Annotated in this window: 18 protein-coding genes and 2 pseudogenes; 11 read left to right on the top strand and 9 right to left on the bottom strand. The window is 53.8% G+C overall.

Features of this window, described 5'->3' with window-relative positions; genetic code table 11:
• Nucleotides 1–169 precede the first annotated feature (169 nt).
• From sseB to ACI77H_RS29720, 6 genes and pseudogenes are all read right to left on the bottom strand, one after another.
• Nucleotides 170–970, bottom strand: a complete 801-nt coding sequence (gene sseB, locus ACI77H_RS29745) for an enhanced serine sensitivity protein SseB (protein ID WP_407015472.1) — start codon at nucleotides 968–970, stop codon at nucleotides 170–172.
• A gap of 448 nt (nucleotides 971–1418) precedes the next feature.
• Nucleotides 1419–2810 carry an MFS transporter gene (locus ACI77H_RS29740; RefSeq protein ID WP_407015471.1) on the bottom strand — a complete coding sequence of 464 codons (1392 nt, stop codon included), beginning with the start codon at nucleotides 2808–2810 and terminating at the stop codon, nucleotides 1419–1421.
• Between the two features lie 472 nt (nucleotides 2811–3282).
• Nucleotides 3283–3822, bottom strand: coding sequence for a cytochrome P460 family protein (locus tag ACI77H_RS29735; protein WP_407015470.1), 540 nt, complete (start codon nucleotides 3820–3822; stop codon nucleotides 3283–3285).
• A 134-nt stretch (nucleotides 3823–3956) separates the two neighbouring features.
• On the bottom strand, nucleotides 3957–4733 hold the full coding sequence (locus ACI77H_RS29730; RefSeq protein ID WP_407015469.1) for an alpha/beta fold hydrolase: 777 nt from the start codon (nucleotides 4731–4733) through the stop codon (nucleotides 3957–3959).
• Between the two features lie 491 nt (nucleotides 4734–5224).
• Nucleotides 5225–6562, bottom strand: a pseudogene (locus ACI77H_RS29725) (OprD family outer membrane porin).
• Between the two features lie 301 nt (nucleotides 6563–6863).
• Complete coding sequence (locus ACI77H_RS29720) at nucleotides 6864–7646, bottom strand: sulfite exporter TauE/SafE family protein (protein ID WP_407015467.1); 783 nt, start codon at nucleotides 7644–7646, stop codon at nucleotides 6864–6866.
• A 349-nt stretch (nucleotides 7647–7995) separates the two neighbouring features.
• Between ACI77H_RS29720 and ACI77H_RS29715 the strand changes: the two genes are divergently transcribed.
• Both ACI77H_RS29715 and ACI77H_RS29710 read left to right on the top strand, forming a co-directional pair.
• A complete protein-coding gene (locus ACI77H_RS29715; RefSeq protein ID WP_407015466.1) occupies nucleotides 7996–8385 on the top strand; it encodes a winged helix-turn-helix transcriptional regulator in 390 nt (129 codons plus the stop codon).
• A gap of 129 nt (nucleotides 8386–8514) precedes the next feature.
• Nucleotides 8515–8919: a nuclear transport factor 2 family protein gene (locus ACI77H_RS29710; protein WP_407015465.1), complete on the top strand. Its 405-nt coding sequence runs from the start codon at nucleotides 8515–8517 to the stop codon at nucleotides 8917–8919.
• A 50-nt stretch (nucleotides 8920–8969) separates the two neighbouring features.
• On the opposite strand, the gene ACI77H_RS29705 is transcribed toward ACI77H_RS29710, so the two are convergent.
• Nucleotides 8970–9875, bottom strand: a complete 906-nt coding sequence (locus tag ACI77H_RS29705) for an AraC family transcriptional regulator (protein ID WP_407015463.1) — start codon at nucleotides 9873–9875, stop codon at nucleotides 8970–8972.
• A gap of 109 nt (nucleotides 9876–9984) precedes the next feature.
• Here ACI77H_RS29705 and ACI77H_RS29700 point away from each other — a divergent pair, with 109 nt between their 5' ends.
• The 3 genes from ACI77H_RS29700 (at nucleotide 9985) to ACI77H_RS29690 (ending at nucleotide 12255) form a co-directional block, all read left to right on the top strand.
• Nucleotides 9985–10326: a carboxymuconolactone decarboxylase family protein gene (locus tag ACI77H_RS29700; RefSeq protein WP_407015461.1), complete on the top strand. Its 342-nt coding sequence runs from the start codon at nucleotides 9985–9987 to the stop codon at nucleotides 10324–10326.
• A gap of 175 nt (nucleotides 10327–10501) precedes the next feature.
• Nucleotides 10502–11077 carry a reactive chlorine resistance membrane protein RclC gene (gene rclC / locus ACI77H_RS29695; protein ID WP_407015460.1) on the top strand — a complete coding sequence of 192 codons (576 nt, stop codon included), beginning with the start codon at nucleotides 10502–10504 and terminating at the stop codon, nucleotides 11075–11077.
• A gap of 248 nt (nucleotides 11078–11325) precedes the next feature.
• Complete coding sequence (locus ACI77H_RS29690) at nucleotides 11326–12255, top strand: alpha/beta fold hydrolase (protein ID WP_407015458.1); 930 nt, start codon at nucleotides 11326–11328, stop codon at nucleotides 12253–12255.
• A gap of 54 nt (nucleotides 12256–12309) precedes the next feature.
• Here the strand turns inward: ACI77H_RS29690 and ACI77H_RS29685 are convergent, their stop codons facing one another.
• Nucleotides 12310–13812 (bottom strand): aldehyde dehydrogenase family protein, encoded by a 1503-nt coding sequence (locus tag ACI77H_RS29685; protein WP_407015456.1) that lies wholly within the window; start codon nucleotides 13810–13812, stop codon nucleotides 12310–12312.
• Between the two features lie 435 nt (nucleotides 13813–14247).
• On the opposite strand from ACI77H_RS29685, the gene ACI77H_RS29680 reads away from it, so the two are divergent.
• The 6 genes and pseudogenes from ACI77H_RS29680 to ACI77H_RS29655 all read left to right on the top strand — a co-directional run bounded on the left by ACI77H_RS29680 (nucleotide 14248) and on the right by ACI77H_RS29655 (nucleotide 19678).
• Nucleotides 14248–14481: a hypothetical protein gene (locus tag ACI77H_RS29680; protein ID WP_407015455.1), complete on the top strand. Its 234-nt coding sequence runs from the start codon at nucleotides 14248–14250 to the stop codon at nucleotides 14479–14481.
• Between the two features lie 45 nt (nucleotides 14482–14526).
• Nucleotides 14527–15888: a glutathione-disulfide reductase gene (gorA, locus tag ACI77H_RS29675; protein ID WP_407015453.1), complete on the top strand. Its 1362-nt coding sequence runs from the start codon at nucleotides 14527–14529 to the stop codon at nucleotides 15886–15888.
• 41 nt (nucleotides 15889–15929) lie between these two features.
• A pseudogene (locus ACI77H_RS29670) lies at nucleotides 15930–16553 on the top strand (ferric reductase-like transmembrane domain-containing protein).
• Between the two features lie 302 nt (nucleotides 16554–16855).
• The gene (locus ACI77H_RS29665) at nucleotides 16856–17479 is read left to right on the top strand and encodes a glutathione S-transferase family protein (protein ID WP_214383458.1); all 624 of its coding nucleotides are present in this window, start codon (nucleotides 16856–16858) and stop codon (nucleotides 17477–17479) included.
• A 475-nt stretch (nucleotides 17480–17954) separates the two neighbouring features.
• On the top strand, nucleotides 17955–18836 hold the full coding sequence (locus tag ACI77H_RS29660) for an alpha/beta fold hydrolase (protein ID WP_407015479.1): 882 nt from the start codon (nucleotides 17955–17957) through the stop codon (nucleotides 18834–18836).
• Between the two features lie 101 nt (nucleotides 18837–18937).
• Nucleotides 18938–19678 carry a cysteine hydrolase gene (locus ACI77H_RS29655; RefSeq protein WP_407015478.1) on the top strand — a complete coding sequence of 247 codons (741 nt, stop codon included), beginning with the start codon at nucleotides 18938–18940 and terminating at the stop codon, nucleotides 19676–19678.
• Between the two features lie 12 nt (nucleotides 19679–19690).
• Here ACI77H_RS29655 and ACI77H_RS29650 read toward each other — a convergent pair whose 3' ends face one another.
• On the bottom strand, nucleotides 19691–22612 hold the full coding sequence (locus tag ACI77H_RS29650; protein WP_407015476.1) for a winged helix-turn-helix domain-containing protein: 2922 nt from the start codon (nucleotides 22610–22612) through the stop codon (nucleotides 19691–19693).
• Nucleotides 22613–23011 lie beyond the last annotated feature (399 nt).

Here is a 23011-nt window from a genome sequence, read left to right as displayed (position 1 = left end):
GATTGTTGCCTGTCGCAAAGGGCTGCAACCGGCCAGTAATGGCCGTTGGCGGAAAGCTCACATGACTGAATGACAAAACGCTCAGGTTTGCCATCTCTCATGACGCCGTCAAACAGGCCAAGCACGATTTCGCAGGCCTGCTCGGCGGTTAGCACGACGTTGATCTTTGTCACGCTTTGCCAAAGCCGAACAATGAACGCAGCCAGCCTGCCGACTTCCGTTCATAGAAGGGTGCGGTTTGCTTGAGGAAGTAATCGCTAAGGCCTGATTCCCCTTCGTGAACGCGATAGAGGTCAACGGGGTCGCCATCCGGAGCGGTATCCCCGGCAACGTTGCCGGCTTCGCGCATGACCAGTTCAATATCTCCGTCCGCTTCAATACCAATGATTAGATGAGGCTTTTGATCAGACGATGCGTCATGCATCAACGCCAGAAATGCACGCTTTACGTTGCGATGTTTGGCGAGTAATTGTGTGAGCGAGTTGACCATCTTCGACGGATATTGCGACGGCTGTCCGAGCAGCACTTTGGTGTCTTTTTCGACCGTGCGCTGCACCGGCTTTTGGCCGATCTCGTCGGAGAGCAGATGGCGCACTTCCTCCGGGAAAAACTCTTTCCCGTAAGGAGACTTTGGATTGAGGAAAAGAGGGGTGCCCAGTGTGATTTCAAACAGCGATCTGGCCGGGATCTCTACGTAGGACTCTTCGCTATCTATGGATCTTAGTAGTGTTTGCAACGAAGAAAAAAACGGGATGACAGCGGAGCCGTCAGGCTTTTGCCAATGCGCGATGCTGATGTTGCTACCAGCCTCGAGGTTGACTTGACCTTCGCCAGTGCCGGCAGTGCCAAGGACGTAGATAGTGGAATTCAACAGAGTCTTGAAAAAGTCAGGTCGATTGGCCGGTTCATCCGCCGCCAGCCTGAGTGATTTTTCGAGGGTGTTTTCTTGCTTGGTATCCATGATGTCCATCGGCAGTTCCATCAAAACAGACAAAAAGTGAGCGGCAAAGAGCGCGCAGTTTTTCACGCGACGGTGAAAACAGGAAGAACAGCAGGCTAATAAATCTGGAGCATACGGAGAGTCACCCTGAACGGTTTTCCAAGGATAGCTCCTCCATATCAGTGGTGTATGAAGAGCCAAATGCGGTTAACCTCGAAGGGCTGCTTCTGGCCGATTCTGTTGAAAAAGTCGGCTTCGGTTTCCAGGGCAGAAAAGTACGCGTCGTAGATTGAAATCCTAACTTTCGGCAGTGGCTTCCTAGCTCAGATTTCACGTAGCAGCGCGCAGACAAGGCGTTTTCACGAGTCAATACGCGGGTGGTTCGAGCAAACCGACTTTTTCAACACAATCGGCCGATTACTGCCTATGAGGGAGCAATCGGCTGAGCGGTCATTAAAGTATGCTGGCCTTCGCGATTTCAAGTTCGCACAGCAACGACTCGGGCAAAGCTTGCAATGCTTGCGGTCGCTGCGAATCCAGCGGCTCCCCATAACGCTAACGTTGCTCCATGCTCGCTCGATAACATGAAGCAATACGCAACCAGCGCCGCACCAATCGCCTGTCCAACCAATCTTGACGTAGCAACCATTCCGCTTGCACTGCCAGCACGTGTCAGTGGCGCGCTGCCCATAAAACCTTTGAGGTTAGGAGCTTGGAAAAAACCAAACCCAATGCCTGACATAGCCATGCGCCAGCTAATGTTCAAAGTCGACGGGGCATCAGGCATAAGTACTAGAGCTACCAACCCAACCGCCAGTATTGAAAGGCCAATTCCGCCTAATGCGCCGGGAGAATAGTGATCACTCAAGCGTCCGGCAATTGGGGCCATTATCGCTACCATGACAGCCCATGGCGTCATGAGAAAACCAGCCTCTACTGGGGATTTTCCAAGCGCCGTAAAGAAATAAAACGGCAGGGCTACGAACGCCAGTCCTTGTGCTGCGAAGGTGCATACGGACGTCACGACAGAAAGCGCAAACATGGGCCGACGCAGCAGATCAATCGGCAGCATCGGCGCCTTATGGTCTGCCTGCCGATTCAAGAGCAGTGCGAAGAACAAGGCAGTTGCGGCCAATTCCAATGCTAGGGTAGTGAATTTTTCTTGGTGGGCAGCATCCCCGAATAACAAAATCAAAAAGCTGAACGCGACTATGTTGTAGAGGGCAGTCAGACCATCAAACTTGTGAGTCGCCCGGCGGGTATCAGGCAATACTTTACGCCCCAGGAAAAGTGCAACCAAGCCAAGCGGAACGTTGATTGCGAATAACCATGGCCAACTGGCAACTGACAAAATGAGGGATGACATGGTCGGTCCGATTGCAAAAGCAACCGCAACAACCAAGGCATTGGTTCCGTAGCCACGTCCTAGCATGCGCGTCGGATAAATAGCTTTAAGCATGGCTGTATTGACACCCATAACGGCGCTAGCCCCTATTCCTTGGAATAACCGAGCTATGACCAGTGAAGGCAACGACCAGGCCAGAGCACAGGCAAGCGATGCCAATGTGAATAAAAACAGTCCGAAAAGTAGAACCCGCCGGTAGGAGATGATTTCACCCAGCGCAGCGAATGGAAGGAGCGTTGCAACCATCGCTAACTGATAGACGTTGATGATCCAAACCGATGATGCAGGTGTTGTCTGCAATTGAGTGGCTATTGCAGGTAAAGCGACATTGGCAATTGCGGTGTCGAGTGACGCCATGGCGACACCGATCGCCAAAGAAAATATAGCGAGGCGGCGGGCGTTTTCAGGCAACCCATCTGGCTGAGAACTGATGGTCTCCGCATCCATTGTTGTTAGTCTGGACATGCTGGCTCCTAGATGTAGAAGAGCTGGTTTCTTCTATCAAGTTTGCTTCGTTGGAATTGCTTAATGGGTGGTGCTCAGGTGTGAAGCAATCTTCTGTCGCTTGCTTGATAGCGTCCAAGACCGATATGCAATCCTTTAGATAAGTCCAGCCTATAGATGTAAGTCGTGTCTTCTTGATCGCAGAGAGACACCCATTGGCCAACCGCCTTAAGTGAAAGTCAGTTTTGTGGCGGTTAGCGGCCACCATGCACTGCGACTGATCCACCTTGTTCTCCCCCGACGAGGAGGACAAGGCATAAGCACAATCATGAGAAGAAATCATCTGTCCAGGATCAACTCAAAGCTTGGAGGGCAGAAGTCCTCGATCCGAGTCGGAGTAATCGAGTCCTTGGTTAAGTCTTCAGCTTGCTGAAGGAGGCTTGCCGAGCTTTACCTGGCCATCGATACGAAACTGAGTACCTGAGACTGTCAGTTACTCGGAGTATTTTGTGAAGATCAGATCCGTCGCCGGGGGTAATTTTGTATGGCAGGCGAAGCAGCCGTTGATGATTTGTTCACTGGGATTGGGTTTGCCTTTTTCAAACTGCCCGTAGCCCCAACCGCCCGTACTGGCGTAGCGTTTTGAGTCTTTGACTTCAATCTGGACGTTGGTGGGCTCCCCAGCGATGAAAGACTGTTCCCGGCCAAAGGCGGCGTTGTTTTGCGCGGAAGACTCATACTTGTAAGCGAGTCGAGCGATGATCGTGCCATCTGGAAATGGAAGAGTTCCATCCCGGAACGCCTTCATGGCGACATCATTTCCCAGAATGACTCGAATGTCAGGCTTGTCACCTTCTTCATGAGCGATGCTGACGAACTGCCAATTTCGGTAGCCCGGTGGGAGTGTTACGCCAAACACTGGCGATCCTTCTGCGACTGGGCCCGGGGTTGAATCAGCGGATGCAGCAACTGAAAAAACTAGCCCACAGAGAAAACTGACGGTCGCGGTTAGAACAAGCAATTTTGAAGTCATCACACATTCTCCAACGATGAATGTACGCAGTTTTGTCGACTACATTGTCGAGGGTCTGTAAGTGCATCCGGCCTTGCGGCCAGATGCGGTAGATCGAATGCCGCGACCGCTCCATTGACGGTTGCGAGCAGTCGTCATTTGGCGGAGGCAGCCGTTTCAATCAGGCTGGCGACAACCTTCGGATTGGACACCATCACGACATGGGACGCGCCTTTGACCACAACGGTCTTTTTAGCGTGCGCACGTTCAGCCATGAACACTTGGGCTTGTGCCGGGATGTTCTTGTCCTTGTCACCGTAAACGAACCATGAAGGGATTGTTTTCCAAGCGGGTTCGCTCGACTTTTCATTGAGCGCTGCTGCGGTCACAGGGCGTTGGGTCGCAGCCATCACTTTGGCGTCGGCGTTCGAGACGTCCGCAGCGAACTGATCGTGAAACTTGTCCTGCTGGATGTAGAGGTCCTTACCGCCGTCGGCCAATTCAACCGGTGGCGCCAGGGTTGGACCCAGGGTGTTACCGGGGAAGCGGCCAGCCAAGTCGGCAGTGGATTCACCTGCATCGGGTGCAATACCGGCGACATACACCAGAGCTTTGACGTTGGCATTTCCATAGGCAGCTTCGCTGATGACCGGACCGCCATAAGAATGACCGACCAAGACGATTGGTGTCTTGATGCTCGCCAGCACATCGGCTACCGACTGTGCATCGCCCTTGAGCGAACGAAGAGGGTTGGAGGCTGAGATCACCGGGTAGCCATCTTTCTCTAAGATCTTAACTACACCGTTCCAAGAGCTGGAATCGGCGAAGGCACCGTGCACCAGCACCACGGTCGGTTTGACCGGAGCGGCGAGCGCGGCGGTCGAACTGACCATTGCCGTCGCCAAGGCCAGACCTGCGAATAACTTGTTCATCTAATGTTCCTGTACGTGAAGAGGATTGATGCAGGTAGGGCAATTTGAAATCGGTGCAAAGGCGCCTATGCCTTCCTTGGGAAAATGCATACCTTCTGTGGAGCATTTAGGGCTCGCGCCTCTACGACCGGCTGCAAATCGATAACTGCGAGGGTCATGGTCTGCTTGAATCAAGCACGTGAGAACGACCAGAAACTACAATCGACTGTTTCACTCACTGAAATGGCCGAGGCGCTCGCATTGGCCTCGCCAGGCACACTGTTGTGGCTTAGCAATACGATGGGCACGGCTGTTAGTCCACTTGGTTCTGACGGGCACTGTCTAGCGCCCAAGCTGTCCATTGGCAGGGCCGATTTTCGTCCTCGCGGATGAGATGACACCGCTCAAGCAGAGGTGTGGTGCGCTGAAAGATTTCAATGCGCTGATCAGGCTACACAGAGCCGTACTCGATGCGTCTCGGCGGCAAGGAGAGTGCAGGTCCCTCAAGGGATTTACAGCGAATAGCTGTAGTTAAAAATAATGCGTGTTTGATCTTGGTCCGGCACCACGGAGCTATCGCCGCGATAAGTGCCATGGCGCAATGTTGTTCCAAAGCCTTTCAAAGGGCCTTCTTGAATGACGTAGTCCACCCGCATGTCGCGTTCCCACTCCTCGTGATCGCTTCCCCCGGCAACATCCTTAATCTGGTCACCCTTGAGATAGGAGATCGAGGTTTTCAACCCGGGCACACCCAGCTTGGAAAAATCGTAGGAATACTGACCAAAGTTCGTCTGTTCGCCGGCTCGGGAAAAGTTGCCCACGATGGCATCCGTAAACAGGTAGAAGGCAGTACCGCCGTTACCCTCCGGTCGATTTCGGCTATCTACGACGTTGCCTTGGTTGAGCCAAACGAACCCTCCATCGTCGCTGACGCTTTCGTGACCGAGCAAGAACGCATGTCCTCCAAGGGTGTAGGTGAACATTGCAGACCAGGTCTTGTTATCAACCTCTCCAGGTGTTTTCGCAAAGCCGCCGTTGTTGTTGAAGCGGTACCCGACGTCGCCGTTTTTCCCATCAGAGTTGCTGTCGAAGTATCGCCGATCTGTTTTGAATGATTGCTCATTGCCTAGGGGTAATACGTGTACCAATCCCAGGTAACTCTGTGTGTAATAGTTTTCAAGTTTGGCGAAGTAGTACTGGAGTAGTAGATCCTTGGTAGGCTTCCAATCGCCGCCTGCAAAGCGGAAATCGTTCGAGTCCTTGGTGCCACCTGCAACAGCCAGTCCAGTGGGGTTGCTGGTAGCCCTACCAGAAGACTGTTCAATTTTGCCGGCGGTAATCGTAAGGCTGTCGATTTCCTTGGAAGTGATTATCCCCCCCCCGAAATTTTGTATGACCAAACGCGAGTCTGTAGCTAAGAGTATTGGCAGACTGGGCGTGAAAATATTACCGACTGCTATCTCGGTTTTTGAGAAACGCGCTTTGACGTTAGCACCCGCTCTGCTCCATGAATGAGCTGCTGAGCCATCCGTGTCACTGGGGAAGAAAGTGTTAGCGTCGGGGTGATGCCCCTTACCCCCGTCCAAGTGAATAGCTACCAGAGATGCCACGTCGAGGCCGAAACCTACTGTGCCTTGTGTGAAACCCGAAACGAACCCGAACTTGAGTGCTGTAGCTGTTTCACGTTAGTCGGCACCACCTTCGTGGTTGTCATTTGAGTAATACATGGTGCGATTGCTGATGGTCGTCAGACTGTCCTCGATGAACCCATGCCCGTTAGCGTCAGCGGCATTGGCCCCAATTGAGAAGCCGGCGAGAACAATCGCGGCGGGCAGGGTTGTTCTTTGCATAAAGACTCCCGAGTAGCCGGCGCTAATGAGAACTGACCTATCCCTGCCTTTTGAAAACTGACCCAATGCGGACTGCCGATTTTGTTACTGCAATTGAAGGAGCTTAGCAGCAGACCCTCGGTTGAAAAGCAAGGAAGCCAACTTTCCCCTTTGAGCATTTGAGGTATTTCAAACCTCTGCAATGCCTGCTAGCGCCAAGCATTAGGATGCTTTGCTGGAAGCCGGCTATGCCGGAACCTGCCATGGGGCCGCGCAATGGTGCTCTCTGCTCACTTAAAGGAGCCGCTTACAAGCCGACGGATCAGGTCAGAAAATCAATTCCAACCCCCACCAACATCAGGGCGAAAAGCAGCTTCAATGTCCTGGGTGAAAGCTTGTGTGCCAGCTTCGCTCCAAGTGGGGCAACGAACATACTGGTGAGTGCAATACCGATCACCGCAGGCAGGTAAATAAAACCAAGGCTATGCGCTGGAAGCAGTGGGTCGTGCCATCCAAGAATCATGAAACTAATCGTACCCACAACCGCAGTAGGAAATCCGCAAGCGGCGGATGTCGCAACCGCCTGCTGCATAGTGAGGCTGCGCCAAGTCAGGAACGGCACAGTCATAGAGCCACCGCCAATTCCGAAAATGGCGGAAGCCCAACCGATAAACACGCCGGCTAAAGCCAGACCTGGCTTACCCAGTAATCCGCGGCTGACTTTTGGTTTAAAGTCCAGAGCCATCTTGGCCGCTACTACGATCGCGAACACGCCAATGATCTTTTGCAAATCTGGGCCGGCGATGAAGCTGGCAGTGCCTGAACCCAACCCGGCACCGATCAGAATGCCAACCGTCATCCAAGCGAATACTCTCCAATACACTGCGCCGGCGCGATGATGTGCTCTTACTGATAGGATCGTTGTAAAGATAATGGTGGCCAGTGAGGTGCCCACTGCCAGATGCGTCAGTACCGAGCTGTCAAAGCCCTGTAGGGTGAAGCTGAACACAAGCACTGGGACGATGATGAGCCCGCCGCCAACACCAAACAGGCCAGCCAATACTCCAGCGCATGCGCCAAGAACTAAATAGAGTAGAAATTCCACGGGTTTCTCCGGAGGTCACGCATGTTGTCTACGCGGCGATCCGCTGTGTCAACGTGCGATGTCAGATGGATATGGGCATTCGACTCGTTATTCGCGTCGACGGGCCATCCTCCACTCCTGTCTAAAACTCCGAAATGACCACCTTATACAATCCAGCGTTTCATCCGCTGAAATGATCAGCGGTTAAGCCCAAAAACAACGACGCTCGACGGAGCTTTAGCTGGCCTCATGACGTGGGTGCCAATGCTGTCAATTGCCATTTTTAGGAAGACACTATCTGTAAATCGAGACTGGAACTAACAGACCCGTTGGTGGACTCAAACGCAGATTTCGATGTGGAGGTGACGGTATGACTCAAGAGCCATTCGGGTGCGGATTGGAAGCCGTGCTCAATCTTGTCGGTGGAAAATGGAAGTTGCTGATCTTGTTTCACTTGAGCAGGCAACCGCGACGCTTTAGTGAGTTGAGACGACTTGTCGGCTCGGTTAGCGAGAAAGTGTTGAGCCAGCAACTGAAGGAAATGATGCGCGATGGGCTAGTGCGTCGCATCGATTTTCAGAAGGTCCCACTTCACGTTGAGTACGAGCTAGAGGCCTTTGGGGTTGATATGGGACGTGCGCTTCAACCTGTATGCGAATGGGGCACCCAAAACATGGACGTCATTGCTGTAATCGCCAGAGTCCGTGATAAAAAATCAGTGAAAGAGGACCTGATTCTCAGTTTATCGCGTGAAGGCTAGGCGGCAGGTCCCTAATCAGGTGGCTTCGCTTTAGATCTTTTCGTGTACTTACCAAATGGTGCGTACTAGGAAACTCAATTTCGTTATTCGACAATGCGATCCTTCAAAACGACCAGAGATTTACCGACGATGAACGGGCAAGCCAATTTCGAGTTCGCACAGGACTTTTTGCAGAAACTGGGTAGTGGCGATGCTCAGGCACTAACGCTTCTATTCGATGAAAATGCAAAATGGGAAATTGCGGGGGATGTGGGAGCGCTACCTTGGCTCGGCAAGCAGCAGGGCAAAGAAGCAATTGTTAATTTCGTAAGGGACACTGCAACGCTGCTTACTAGCGAGAGCCTTACTGTTCAGGATATTCTGGCTAATGAACACCGCGCAATGATCCTGGGGGCACTTGCATCCCGGGTCAACGCGACGGGCAAGCTCATCGAAACATCGTTTGTACTTGTACTGGAAATTAGCGATGGGCTGATCATCAATTTCAAGATGCTCGAAGATACATTTGCTGTGTCGCAAGCCGCTCGGGGCTGAGCCGTCCTTACGAGCGTATTTATCTCCGACAAATGGAAAGGTCGGAGAAATTAAATTCCGCGGCGCACCCGTCCCGGCGCCTCGCCATAAATCTCCTTGAATTTCTTGCTGAACGCCGCCTGCGATTGATACCCAACCTGGGCCGCAATATCGTTCAATCCCAAGTGGGAATGACTCAGTAGGCTGAAGGCCAATTCCATCCGGACCTGCGTAAGCAACACCCACGGTGAGACGCCGGCCACCTTTACAAAAGCCCGCATAAAGGTTGCACGAGACATACTCGCAGTCTCGGCCAGACCCTCTATTGTCCATTCATAAGCGGGGTCAGCCAACATCGACTGCCAGGCGCGACCCAAACGTTTATCACTGAGTAATGCAAGCGTACCGCTGTCTTGGCCGTGACTCGCCAGATGCGCGCGCAGAATCAAAGTGAACAATGCTTGAGACAACGCATCGAGCAAAAACCGAGCGCCTAACTGATCGCCATCTGCTTCACTGCGCAATATCTCGACCAACGCCGCTAGTACACCATTGTCCGCTAAGGCTCCACTGGGAATCACCAGGTACTCAGGTAGTGCTGCAAACAACATCGAAGCCCGATTGTAGTGAAAGCCACCACACAGCATGTCCAGATCTGTGCTGACATTCCCAATGCGGTATGTCGGCAAAATCCCACCTGAGACGAATGTGGGTGATGTTGGTTGTACAGTTTTCCCAAGGCTATGCATGACATGTGGTGCGCCCCTGGGCAGCAGCAATATGTCGCCGGCGTGCATGGGGAAGCGCTGACCATCCGAAAACTCCACTCGGCACGCTCCCTCCAACACAATGTGATAGGGCGCTTTCCCCAAGGCTTCCTGTTCGTGATCTCGAGCCCAATCCCCCTGAAACCGACAACGCAGATCCAGACTGCCCCGAACGTTGGCCAAGCTGATGAGTTTGTCGATTGAATTCATTTGAGAGCTTCGCAGAAAAAACTGAGCGGATTGAACAAACCTGAATCTCGTCACAGGGGAAAACTGAACGTGTTGAAACAGTACACCAACCCGTTCAGGAGTTTATGCAATGTTCAGTAATTGGTCCGAATTATTGCCCACTATCCAGAAAGCCTTCGGCGCACTGGGCAAGAGCAATCCAAAAATGGTCAAGGCCTACATGGCCCTCGGTGAAGCCGCTGCCGAAAACGATGTGCTGGATGTCAAAACACGCGAGCTGATCTCTATCGCCGTTGCCGTCACTACTCGCTGCGACGGGTGTATAGCTGCTCATACGAACAGTGCGATTAACGCTGGCGCGAGTCGAGAAGAAGTGGCCGCTACTTTAGCAACCGCGATCTCGATGAACGCAGGTGCTGCATACATCTATTCACTACGCACACTCGAAGCGTACGACACGTTGAAAAACTAGCCTGAAATGCGCTCACCTAGCGCCTCGTCACTGCAAAGTGCCGAGGCTTTTTTTACGCCATCAGTACGCCGAGGACACCTTGAGACGATCAAGCAACAACTTGAGCATGACGAACAAAAACACCTTTCGCTGACACCGCAGACTACCTCCACATTCAATCTTCTGGAGAAGTCTCATGCTCACCTCATTTACTGCTTGGTTAAGATTCATCAGCAAGCTGGACACCTTTGGCGCATCGCTAATGCGACTGGCGATCGGAGTTGTGTTCCTCTGGATTGGCGCGCTCAAATTCGTGCCCTACGAGGCGGACAGCATCACACCGTTTGTCGCCAATAGCCCGTTCATGTCGTTCTTCTATGAACACCCGCAAGAGTACAAGGCTCACCTGACCCATGAAGGTGAACTGAACGTCGAGAAACGCGCCTGGCAGACAGCCAACAACACATACGGGTTCTCGACCGGGTTGGGCATTGTCGAAATCCTGATTGGCCTGTTGGTGCTGTCCAACCCGATCTCCCGACGCACCGGGCTGCTTGGTGGTGCATTGGCCTTCGGCACGCCACTGGTGACGTTGAGCTTTTTGATCACCACGCCCGAAGCCTGGGTGGGTGCTCTTGGTGACGCACATCACGGTTTTCCTTACCTGTCCGGTGCCGGTCGCCTGGTACTCAAGGACCTGCTGATGCTCGCTGGCTCTCTGCCCGTGATGGCGGACTCCGCTCGGCAATTGCTCCGCGAACATCGCGCTTGATCGTCACATAGTTACGCAACACCTGCCGTCCTATAGCCCACGTTGTGGCGTAGGGCGGCCAAGTGGCTTTCGTCTTTGATGTCTCTACCGTTACCGAACACCATTCTTTCACCCGGTGAAATACCGCATTGTCACGGGTAGTTATTCCGCTCGGTTACCGATGTGTTGAGTATTCACTTGAGCGCCAGACAACGCGCTGACTCGAACCTCTCAGCAGAGCGACTCTGCACGACGCGGGAGTACCGGTGATGTCCCTGTTCAAATACCTGATGCTGCTCGCATTGCCGTTCATGTTTGGCTTCGGCCATGCTCAAGCGGAAATGCCGAAAATGATGTATCGCCACGTGATGGTCGATGGCGTGAACATCGCCTATCGAGAAATCGGCGACGTCAATGCCCCGAACGTGCTGTTGCTGCATGGCGTACCCAGCTCGTCACGCATGTATGACGGACTGATGCGGCAACTGGGCAACCACTTTCACTTGATCGCACCGGACTACCCCGGATTCGGCAACAGCGATGCGCCTGCGCCGGATCAGTTTGTCTATACGTTTGATCACCTTGCCACCTTGATCGAACACTTCACCGATGCTGTCGGGCTCAAGAAATACAGTCTGTTTATGCAGGATTACGGTGCACCCGTCGGTATGCGGCTGGCGATGGCGAGGCCGCAGTCGGTGACGTCCCTGGTCTTCCAGAACGGCAACGTCTACGCCGAGGGTTTGGGCAAGATATGGGAGAGCCGCAAGGCCTACTGGGCCGACCGTAGCGCCTATGAGGCCAAGTTCCAGGCGGCGCATCTGTCCGTTGAGGTCACCCAGCAGCGCCACATCGGGAGTGACCCGGATGTATCGGCGTACAACCCCGACCTCTGGCAAGACGAAGTCGCGTTCCTCAATCGCCCGGGTAAAGGCGCGATTCAGATGGCGTTGATTTATGACTATCGCACGAACCTGGAAGCCTACCCGACCTGGCAGCAATGGCTTCGTGAACATCACCTGCCCACACTGGTGGTCTGGGGCAAGCATGACCTGGCCTTCACTGTCGCCGGTGCGGAGGCATTCAGGCGCGACTTGCCCGATGCGCAGATCAATATCCTCGACGGCGGGCATTTCGTGATGGATACCCGACTGGACGAGGTCGCTGCCCTGACGCGTCAGTTCCTGATCAAGCAGTAACGAAAAACGCACGCCCCGGCATTTCCGGTGCGTGCGTTCGATGTTGCTCGCGGCTCAGCGTTTGACTGACAGATCGACCTGGGTCATGCGGCTGCGAATGGTGAACACGCCGTCTCCGGAGAGAATCGCGCTGCGGGCAAACAGGCGTCCGCTCTCCCAGTTCGACAGGCCCAGTTCCGGCTTGTTGAGTGCGTACTGGCCATCAACCCAACGGGTAATTCCGTTGCCTACAAAGGGCGCGTTGACAGCGTTGTAGAAGCGTTCCTGGGTTGCTGCGTCTTCGCTGATCAACGACACGGTGAACTGCGGGCTGTAGCGATTGAACAAGGCGATGGCGCCGTCCAGGTCGTCAACGATCTTCAGGCTGACTTCCGGGGTTTCCTCCCATTCCCACTCGCGGCCCATTTGCGCTTGCGGCAGCGGTTCGGCAAGGGCTTCGGTCTGATAGCCTTCGGCGCGGTAGACCTCGACGGTTGCGCTCTGCCAGTCAGCCGGCAAGTGCTGTTCACTGCCTTCGACGATGTGCAACTTGCAGCCCTGACCTCGTGCCGCGCCGGCCTGTTGCAGCGCCTCCAGAAACAGCGGCACCAGTTCGGCGGCGCGGGCGCGATGAATCAGGCAGACATTGAGGGTGTTGCAGACCTTGCGATCCAGGGAGTTGCGCACCACGCTGGCGAAGCGCGTGGCGTCGGCGTCCTTGTCGGCGACCAGCCAGGCGCCACCGGTGCCATGCAGACTCACGGCGGTGCCGGCCTGTTGGGCGATGCTGCCTAATTGACTGACGGCACGCCCCGACCCACGGGCCACCGCCAGCGACAGACGCCGGTCGGCGAACATGGCCCAACCGGCGGCGTGATTGATGCTTTCCACCAGCGACACCGCGCCCACCGGCAAACCGGCCTCGCTCAATGCCGGGTTCAGCGCGTGGGTGACAATCGCTTGCGCCGTGCCTAGGGCATCGCTGCCAATGCGCAGCACTGCGGTGTTGCCGGTGCGCAGCACGCCAGCGGCGTCGGCGAAGACATTCGGCCGGCCTTCGAAGACGAACGCGACAATCCCCAGCGGCGACACTACCTGCTCGACTTTCCAGCCGTCATGCTCGACGCAACTGATCACTTTGCCGCGCGTGGCCGAGGCATCGCGCCATGCGCGCAGGCCGGCGATCATGTCGCGACGCATGCGCTCATTGGCCAGCAGGCGCGTGGTCGAGCGGCCACGGGCCTTGGCCCGCTCGAGGTCGGCCTGGTTGGCCGCTTCGATCAAGGCCCAGCAATCCGGCGTTTCCAGGCGTTGGGCGAACAGATCGAAGAAGGTGCTGATGGCCTGATCCGACACCGCCGACATCGCGGTGAATGCCGCTTCGGCGCGCTCGATCGCCACTGCTGCGGCTTTCTGGTCGGCCACCGGGATCAGCAACAACTCGCCACTGGTCTGCTCCACCAACAAGTGGTCCCCGGGCTGAAACCGCAAGGCCAGTTCGGGGCTGACCACAGTGACGCGGTTACCAGCGAAAGGAATTGGCGTGCCAGCGACTAGACGTTCGAGCGCAAGAGACATGAAGCGGTTTCACCATGGTGTGGGCGGTCGGGAAGGGGACCGGTCGGGTTTATCAGTAGCTCGGCAGAGAGCTGATTTTTTCAAAGACACTGTTGGCTATGTGTCCCGAAGATTCTCCATTTTAACTTCATACATCTCAAAGGACACCAGATGCATTTCAGTGCATTGCGATGCCTCCGCTTAACCAACGGTGCAGTCGAACCAAGAGGAGTTTCGGAGACTTGGAATTTTGAAACTATCAATGACCTCGCATAAGACGCTGACGCCAAGCCTGATCAGTATGTTCAGAACAACGCCTCGCTGGATTATTTCACACAGCACAATTAAGTCATGACATCCCTGCTGGTTCTCTAATTGCCCATACATGGTGAGACTGAACGCAGAAGCAATTGACCCATTTCGGGTTAATGCAGTGTCCATCCAGGGAGTCCCCACATGATTGATGTCGCTCATTCCTGCGACGGTAACCCTTGGTTGGATACTCCAGCCATGGCCGTTACCGAATACGAAGGCGGCTTATTGCTGCCCCAATTGATGGGAGCGCTGGCTAGCGAATCTAGAGCGGCTCATGTCACGCACAGAGCCAGCACGCATCAGAACAAGGCGTCGGTCCTGAAACTATGCGCCCTAATTTTGCGTGCATTGAAGCTTCGTTTTTCTCCCCTATAACGACATTCGGCGCCCAAGTGTTGTGCGACCTTGCAGAGAATTGAGATGACCTACGACTTTGATTTATTTGTGATTGGTGCAGGTTCCGGCGGTGTCCGCGCGGCGCGTTTTGCCGCAGGGTTCGGCGCGAAAGTGGCGGTTGCCGAGAGTCGCTACCTCGGTGGTACGTGCGTCAACGTCGGTTGCGTACCGAAGAAACTGCTGGTCTACGGGTCCCATTTTGCTGACGACTTTGAACAGGCTGAGGGCTTTGGTTGGGCTGCCGGCAAGGCACAATTCGACTGGGGAAAATTGATCTCCAACAAGAACCGTGAGATCGAACGACTCAATGGTATTTATCGCAAACTGCTGATCAACAGCGGCGTAACGATACTCGAAGGTCATGCACGACTGGCCGACGCGCATCATGTGGAAATCAATGGACAGCGTTTCAGCGCCGAACGCATTTTGATTGCAACAGGCGGCTGGCCACAAATTCCGGATATTCCAGGTCGCGAGTATGCCATCACTTCGAATGAAGCATTCTTTTTGGAGCAACTGCCCAAGCGAGTACTGGTGGTGGGCGGCGGTTACATCGCCGTCGAATTCGCCGGCATCTTCAATGGCCTTGGCGCCGACACCAGCCTTCTGTATCGCGGTGATCTATTCCTTCGTGGGTTTGATAAGGCGGTTCGCACGCACCTGGTGCAGGAGCTGACCAAGCGCGGACTGCAATTGGAATTCAACACCGATATCGTCCAGATCGATAAACAGTCTGACGGTAGTCTACTGGCGACACTCAACGACGGTCGTCAACTGGAAACCGACAGCATCTTCTACGCCATTGGCCGCCGGCCAATGCTCGACAATCTGGGCCTGGAAAATACCCGAGTCGAACTCAATGACAAGGGTTACATCGACGTTAACGACAACTTCGAAACCCGCGAGCCATCGATTCTGGCGTTGGGTGATGTGATCGGCCGAGTGCAACTGACCCCAGTCGCCACGGCGGAAGGCATGGCGGTCGCTCGTCGATTGTTCAAGCCTGAAGAATATCGTCCAGTAGATTACCGCCACATTCCCACTGCTGTGTTCAGCCAGCCCAACATCGGAACCGTTGGACTGACGGAGGAACAGGCGCTGGAGAATGGCCACAATGTGACCGTTTTCGAAAGCCGATTCAAGCCGATGAAACTGACCCTCACGGATTCATCTGAGCAGACGTTGATGAAGCTGGTGGTGGATGCTGTTACTGATCGGGTCTTGGGCGCGCACATGGTGGGGCCCGACGCCGGAGACATCATCCAAGGGCTGGCCATCGCGTTGAAAGCGGGTGCGACCAAGCGTCTGTTCGACGAAACCATCGGTGTGCACCCGACCTCGGCAGAAGAGTTTGTGACCCTGCGTACACCTGTATCTGGCCGATGACAGCAGACGGCCAAACCAAATACTTTTTCAAGAGCCTTGTTATGAAAGTCCAATTACCTCGTTACGAAGGCTGGTCGCTGTTCGGTCTGCTGTGTTTGCTGATATTGGTGATGACGGCGTTGATACTGGCGCTGAATCAAGATTTAGTTGAAGGTCTACGTAGCGCAATCCGCGCCACCGCGCGAACCTCGTTTGCTCTGTTTCTTGTGGCTTTCACCGCCTCTGCATTCGCTGTTTTGGTACCGTCCCCGTTTTCCAAAGCGCTTGTGCGCGAGCGTCGTTTCATTGGTCTGGCATTCGCGTTTTCTCACCTGCTGCATGCGGTATTGATCTACAAGTACGGTCAGCTGAACACCTAGTTCTGGCCCGGTCGAAGCACTATCACCAACATCCCTGGCACGCTTGGCTATTTGTTTATCCTGTCGATGACAATTACGTCCTTCAAAACCACCACACGTCTGATTGGTCCCAAGACCTGGAAAGCCTTGCACCTCACCGGCATGTGGGTGCTAGCAGCCGTTTTTGCTTACTCCAACTTCAAACGCATCCCCCTGAGCGCTTGGTATGTATTGCCGTTTAGCATCATGTTTTCGGCAATTGCCATTCGGGTTGTGGGTAAGCTCGCACAGAAGAACAGACGAAATCAGCCTCGCGCTTTTGCTTGAAATTCGATTTGGTTTGAGCGGGGCAGGGGAGAGCGTATGTCGACAAATAGGGTCGTGAACACGCCGTTCACTCGTCATTGAATTGGTCTACATTGAATGGGCTTGCCTAGGTGTACGTCACCACCAACATCGGTTACAGCACCGTCAAATTGACGTTGACCTCCCCCGCGGCCGCCTGCCGCCGTTGCTCCCGTATACCGACAAGCTCGTTTTGATGTATTGCAGACTCGATTCCTCTGGCATCGCAACACTGCTTACAAGCCAGGGGCTCGATAACGTCTATCTATGTTGGAGCACGCGTCATGAGCCTTACTCTCTACGGTTTTGACGGCAGTCCATACGTTCGTACGGTGAAAATGCTGCTGAAGGAAAAAGGAGCGGAATTCAATCAGTTACAGGTAAACGTGATGAAAGGTGAACCGCATCAGCCGGAACACCTCGCACGGAATGCGTTCGGGAAAGTGCCGGTCATCGATCACGACGATTTCAGGGTGATTGAAACCAGTGCGATCATGAGCTACCTAGATGAAGTCCTGCCTGGCATTTCACTGACGCCCAAAACTGCTCGGGACCGCGCCAGGAGCCACATGGCCCAGGCGATCTATGATTCCTATGGTTATGGTTCGATGGCCTCCGTCTTCGGTTATTACCTGTTCCCCGACTTCATTGGCGGGCAGAACGACGCCTCTCGCCTTCAAGGCATCGAGAAATCGAAACTGGTGCTCAGCGAGCTGATGAAGATCAAAGGTAACGATCCGTTTCTGGGCGGGCCCGCATTGAGCATCGGCGACCTGTACCTAGCACCGGCATGTGCTTACTTATCGATGACGCCGGACGCAGAGGAAATATTTGCCACCAAAGGCTTCGCTGACTGGTGGACACGAATTCAGGAGCTGCCCAGCTTTAAGGCCACACCACCGCAATAGTTTGTAGGGTGATCTAAGAAGTTTTGCCCTACGCAATGACGGAACATCACCATTAGATAAGCTTGGATCTGACATTCGAAACCCCCTCTTTGACGTTTTTACACATCCTCTATTGAGGTTGTGTAAAAACGTTTTTATGCGACTGCAGTCCAGTTTATTTTTCGCGTCGCACATCCATCTGCCGGAATAACCTTTGGTAGTCTCCTTAGTCCAACCATTCCCATTTTGGTGCGTGGACCCAGTTTGGTGCTTTGCATTTCATAACACCGTTTAACATCTCTTTACTCGTTGCCACGTCTCCGGACGCTCATAGTTTTTCCTTCTCCCGCTCATAACATGATCCGGTGTCACTGATCTCGTTGCCAGCCCACGGAGTTGAAAAATGGCAGACCAATCTCCGCTTTCCCATGATGAGGCGACGCGCCGTAGCCTCGTGATAATCGGCCTAGGCGCAGCCATTACCACCGTGTTGCCAATGTCCGCTCAAGCACAGACAGCTGAGCCGGCTAAATCGCATAACGTCACTTCCAACACAATCACCACTAGCGACGGTGTGATTCTTTACTACAAGGATTGGGGCCCAAAAACTGGGCCGGTAGTAACCCTCAGTCACGGCTGGCCTCTCGACTCCGACAGTTGGGATGGTCAAGCGTTTTTCCTGGCAAATCAAGGATTCCGGGTGATTGCTCATGATCGCAGGGGACATGGTCGTTCCAGCCAACCGTGGGACGGAAATGACATGGATCACTATGCCGATGACTTGGCCACGGTGATCAATACCCTGGATCTGAAAAACGCCACAATCATGGGTTTCTCCACTGGCGGCGGCGAAGTGGCTCGTTATGTGGGCAGGCACGGCACATCGCGAGTGGCGAAAATTTGTCTGATATCTGCCGTACCCCCGCTGATGTTGAAAACTGCTGCGAATCCAGGCGGTTTACCTATTGATGTATTCGACGGTATTCGTGCTGGGATGATCGCCGACCGCTCGCAGTTGTTCAGGGACATTCCAGCGGGCCCATTCTATGGTTTCAACCGGCCAGGGGCCAAAACCTCCCAGGGGATGATCGATTCCCGGTGGCGTCAGGGAATGGTGGGCGGGTTTAAAAACACCTTCGATTCCATAAAGGCTTTTTCGGAAACTGACTTCACCCAAGATCTAAAAAAATTCGATAAACCGACCCTGATCGTCCATGGCGACGATGACCAGATCGTGCCGATCGATGCCGCCGGCCGAGCCTCGAAAAAGCTTGTTCCTAATGCAACCCTGATGGTCTATCCAGGGGCGCCCCACGGACTGACGGAAACCCATAGAGAACAACTCAACAAGGACCTATTGGCATTTCTACGCAGTTGAAGGTCATAACTGACTGGAGAGAAATCATGTCTGAGAAATTCTACCCCATCGGTAGGCGCTCATTTGTAATGGGTGCTGTTGCAACCGTGGCAGCAGGCGCAATGCCTTCATTCGGCGCCGAAAAATCTGCTCCCGCAGGACTTGAGAAATACGCCGCTCCGAAAAATCCAGCGCTGCCGAAATCGACTATGAAGCTCGATCTTTCCCGGACAGCTCTTGTGGTGATCGATCCGCAGATTGATTTCATGAGTTCCAAGGGCCTTGCGTGGCCAATGACGGGGGAATCAGTGACGGAACAGAATCTCGTCCCGAACCTATTGAGCTTGTTCAAGGCCGCCAAAGCGGCAGGTATCACCGTGGCGATTTCACCGCACTACTACTGGGCCACTGATCACAACTGGAAAATCCAGGCTCCCGTGGAAGTCATGCAGCACTCAATGAAACTGTTTGATCGCAAGAGTGCCATCGATCTGGAGGGGTTTGCCAACTCGGGAAGCGACTTCATGCCGGAGTTCAAGCCCTATATTGAGGACGGTAAAACCTTCGTTTGCTCACCTCACAAGCTGTACGGCCCACAGGTCAACGACTTGACTCTCCAGTTGCGTAAGCAGCTCGTTGACCAGGTCATTTTGACGGGGATGCTGGCCAATCTCTGTGTTGAATCACACATGCGCGAGCTGCTCGAACAGGGGTTCGAAGTGGCGGTGGTGCGTGATGCTGTGGCGGGACCGAAACTTCCTGAAGGTGATGGTTATCTGGCAGCGATAATCAACTACCGGTTCATGGCGAACGCTGTATGGACTACCGAAGAAGTACTCAGAATGTTGGGTGGCAAGGTTTGATTGAGCCGTATGTCACGGGGTTGAGTCCGGCCTCGTGGCAGGACGTCCTCTTGGGGTGAGTTGCAATGCGCTTTGCTTGTTCAATGAGTTCAGCAATTGTATTGCAGCACGCAGATCAGCTGAATCAAAGCCCTCGGAAAATCGACTGTAGACGCTCTGAAGTCGCTGGCCTGCCTCGGCGTCCCGACCTTGCAAAAGATGCAGACGGGTAAGAGAGATAGCGGTGCGCAGTTCCCAAGCCAAGGCCGATAGGCGTTCGGCGCAGGCCAGTGAGCGATTCAAGTATTGCTCCGCCAAGGCCAGGTCTGGGCCCGGTCGATACGCATACAAGTCTGCGGTCACCCGCAAAATTTCTGGGGTATCAAATGTTTCTCCGACGTTCTCGACCATTTCCAGTGCGCCGCTGGCGATCTCGATCGCATTGTCATATCGGCCTTTGGCCGCAACACCCTTTGCAAGGCATCTCACAAACATGGTATTGAGCACCTGATGGTTCTCAATGCTCAGCACGTTTAAGCAGTCATGTAAGAGATGTATGCCTGCATCCACTCTATCTTGGCCGATCAGCAGAATGCCTTTTAAACCTATACCCGCGGCATGATCGTGCCCAAAGGCATTCTCTTCGGCCGTCGAGATCAGTTTATCAATTGTCTGTGCCGCATTGTTCCAATCACCCATCCATAAAAAAACCGTTGTCACATAAATGAGCGAAAGGCAGATGGTCGCGGGATGGCGCAAGTCGTAGGCATCACCCAAGGCTTGCCGTCCAATTCGGGCAGCTTGATCTGGGTATCCGCGTAGCCATAAAACTCTAGCCAAAGATGCCAGTGCACGAATGCGATAGTCATAACCGAAGGAGAACTCGTCCTCGTTCACGAGCGGCGGCTTTAGGTCTGAATTGGCTTTGCATGTTCGGAATGAGAACCCCGGCACACCGACAGGATTGCCACTGTCTTCCAACGCCCGCTGCATCATGGCGATAATTTTAGGTTCAGTCATTCGCGTACTGAGATTTAGCTTCTGCCACTGGATATCATTAGGGCTCCGTATCCCCTCGGATCCAGGCAGAACAGAATGCTGCAATTGACGAAGCAGGATGTCGTTAATATTTGCGACGGATTCAATTCCCTTGTGAGGGTTGACCGGCAGGGTTTGTGAGGTGCCTGACGCCATCATTGAAGGGATTGAACATGGCCAATGCTGCACTTTGAGCAGTGGCGCTCCATTGGCTACTTCGACTCGTGCCGTCAGGGCCCGCTCACTCCACCGCCGACACTCATCCAGCATCGATAAACCGAGGAATAGGGGGGCGGCTGCCGCGGCGAGACGGATGCCGAGCAGCAGGTTGCGACGATTGGAAAACGCCCATTCCAATGCTGAGCAAATGTTCCCCAAGTGCTCAATGTACAATTGAATTCGCTCGTATTCAGGAAGCGGCTCACCTGGCACGTTCAGTTGTTCCAGCATTGATAACAGGCAAATGGTATGACGCTCGATCGCCAAATCCACTTCACCATGGGCACGTAGCTTTTCCAGTGCAAACGCCCGCAGTGTATGAGGCAGCTTGTAACGCATCGTTCGACCAGCACGCTCAACCAGAATCAAAGATTTTTTGACCAGGCGTCCAATCGCGTCGATAACCAATGACTCATCGATTTCCGCCTTGACGATTGCCGTGACCATTTCCAGGGAAAAAATACCGCTCAGAACCGACAGCCGTCGTAGCACGATAGCTTCGGTTTCCGATAGCAGGTCACAACTCCAATCGTACATAGCCATTAGCGTTTGATGGCGTGGCAGCGCTGTCCGCCTGCCGTCCCAAAACAGGCTGACGCTGACTCGACTATTCAGTAACTCGGCAATGCCCTGGATCCCATAGGCCTCGACTTGGCCAGCTGCCAGTTCTATCGCTAAAGGCATGCCATCGAGTTTGCGACAAATATGCGCAACCATCGGCGCGTCGTTGTCGCTCAGGATGAACGCGTTATCGTTGTTATGAACTCGCTCGACGAGTAATTGCACTGCTGAGAATTTCAGCGCGCCAGTTGCCGTCAAGCCGCACATCTCTGGCGGGTAAGTCAAAGAACACAATCGATGGACATGCTCGCCTTCAGCCCGCAATGGCTCGCGACTGGTCACCAGAATGTGTAGTTGTTCGGTTTCTCCAAATAGCTTCTCTGCAAGATAAGTAGCGGCCACGATGACGTGATCACAGCTATCGAGCACCAGCAGCAATCGCTTTTCTCGCAAAAAAGCGACCAGCGCTTGAAGAGGGTCCATGCCGTGAAATCGAATGCCTAACGCGGACGCCAGAATGCCTGGCAACAAAGCAGGATCGGTGATGGAACTGACATCTAGGAAGAGAAGAAGGCCTTCAAAATGCGCCACCAAATGATGGGTCACCGCCAGCGCAACCGTCGTTTTGCCCATACCGCCGGGACCGCAGATCGTTACGAAACGGTGGTGCATTATCAGTTGCGAGATGTCAGGGACTGTTTCGTCACGGCCTATCATTCGTATCAATCGCGGCGGCAGCGCGCTGATCGAGGTCGGGGGCGATACCTGGGCAGTGTCGGAATCAGAATCACGGGAGACGGAGGCTACGAAGCTATAGCCGCGACCTGGAAAATTGGCGATATAGCTCACGTCCGTTTCGGCACACGATAAGGCTTTTCGTAACGCGGAAATATGCACACGCAGGCAGCTCTCAACGACAATCACGTCCTGCCAGACCATTCTGATCAGATCGCGGTTGCTGACCACCTCACCCGAATGCTCAACCAGGGCAATCAGGACGTCGAGGGCGCGACTTCCGAGTTCAATCGGTTTCCCTGTTTTCAATAACAGCCGTTGGGCAGGGAGCAGATTAAATTGGCCGAAGGTGATCGACTGGGGACATTGTGAATCCGAAGAACCGGTTGCTGACCCGTTCATGATTCGCAAGCTCGGGCGACCTGGCACAGTGGTTTTCGGTAAAGTGACCGCAAAAGCGAGTCGATAGCTGATGCCATATTCATAGGCGTCACTGACTATAGATGAACTTACCCAGGCAGCTCACTCTGTAGCGTCCGTGACTCCAGTTCTCGCGTGCCGGTTTGTTATCTCCATATACAAAATTTCGCTCATCTTGCAGTGTAGGCGCCGTGAGGTTGTTTGGTAATGAAATATCTTTCCCGCTGCTGAAGCCGCGCGATAGCAGATTTGAACCAGTGGAAATCTTTATATTCGTGATGGGCGTACGCCCTTCAGGGTAGAGCTGAATGTGCAGTCTGAAATTTTGAGCTGTTGCATCATATTTTCTAAGTAATTGTCTTGAACACGACATTTTCAAGT

The organism is Pseudomonas sp. O230 (assembly GCF_045447035.1).
GTDB lineage: Bacteria > Pseudomonadota > Gammaproteobacteria > Pseudomonadales > Pseudomonadaceae > Aquipseudomonas.
Note: the sequence above shows the minus strand (reverse complement) of the source record. Positions and strands in the feature narration are given on the sequence as shown.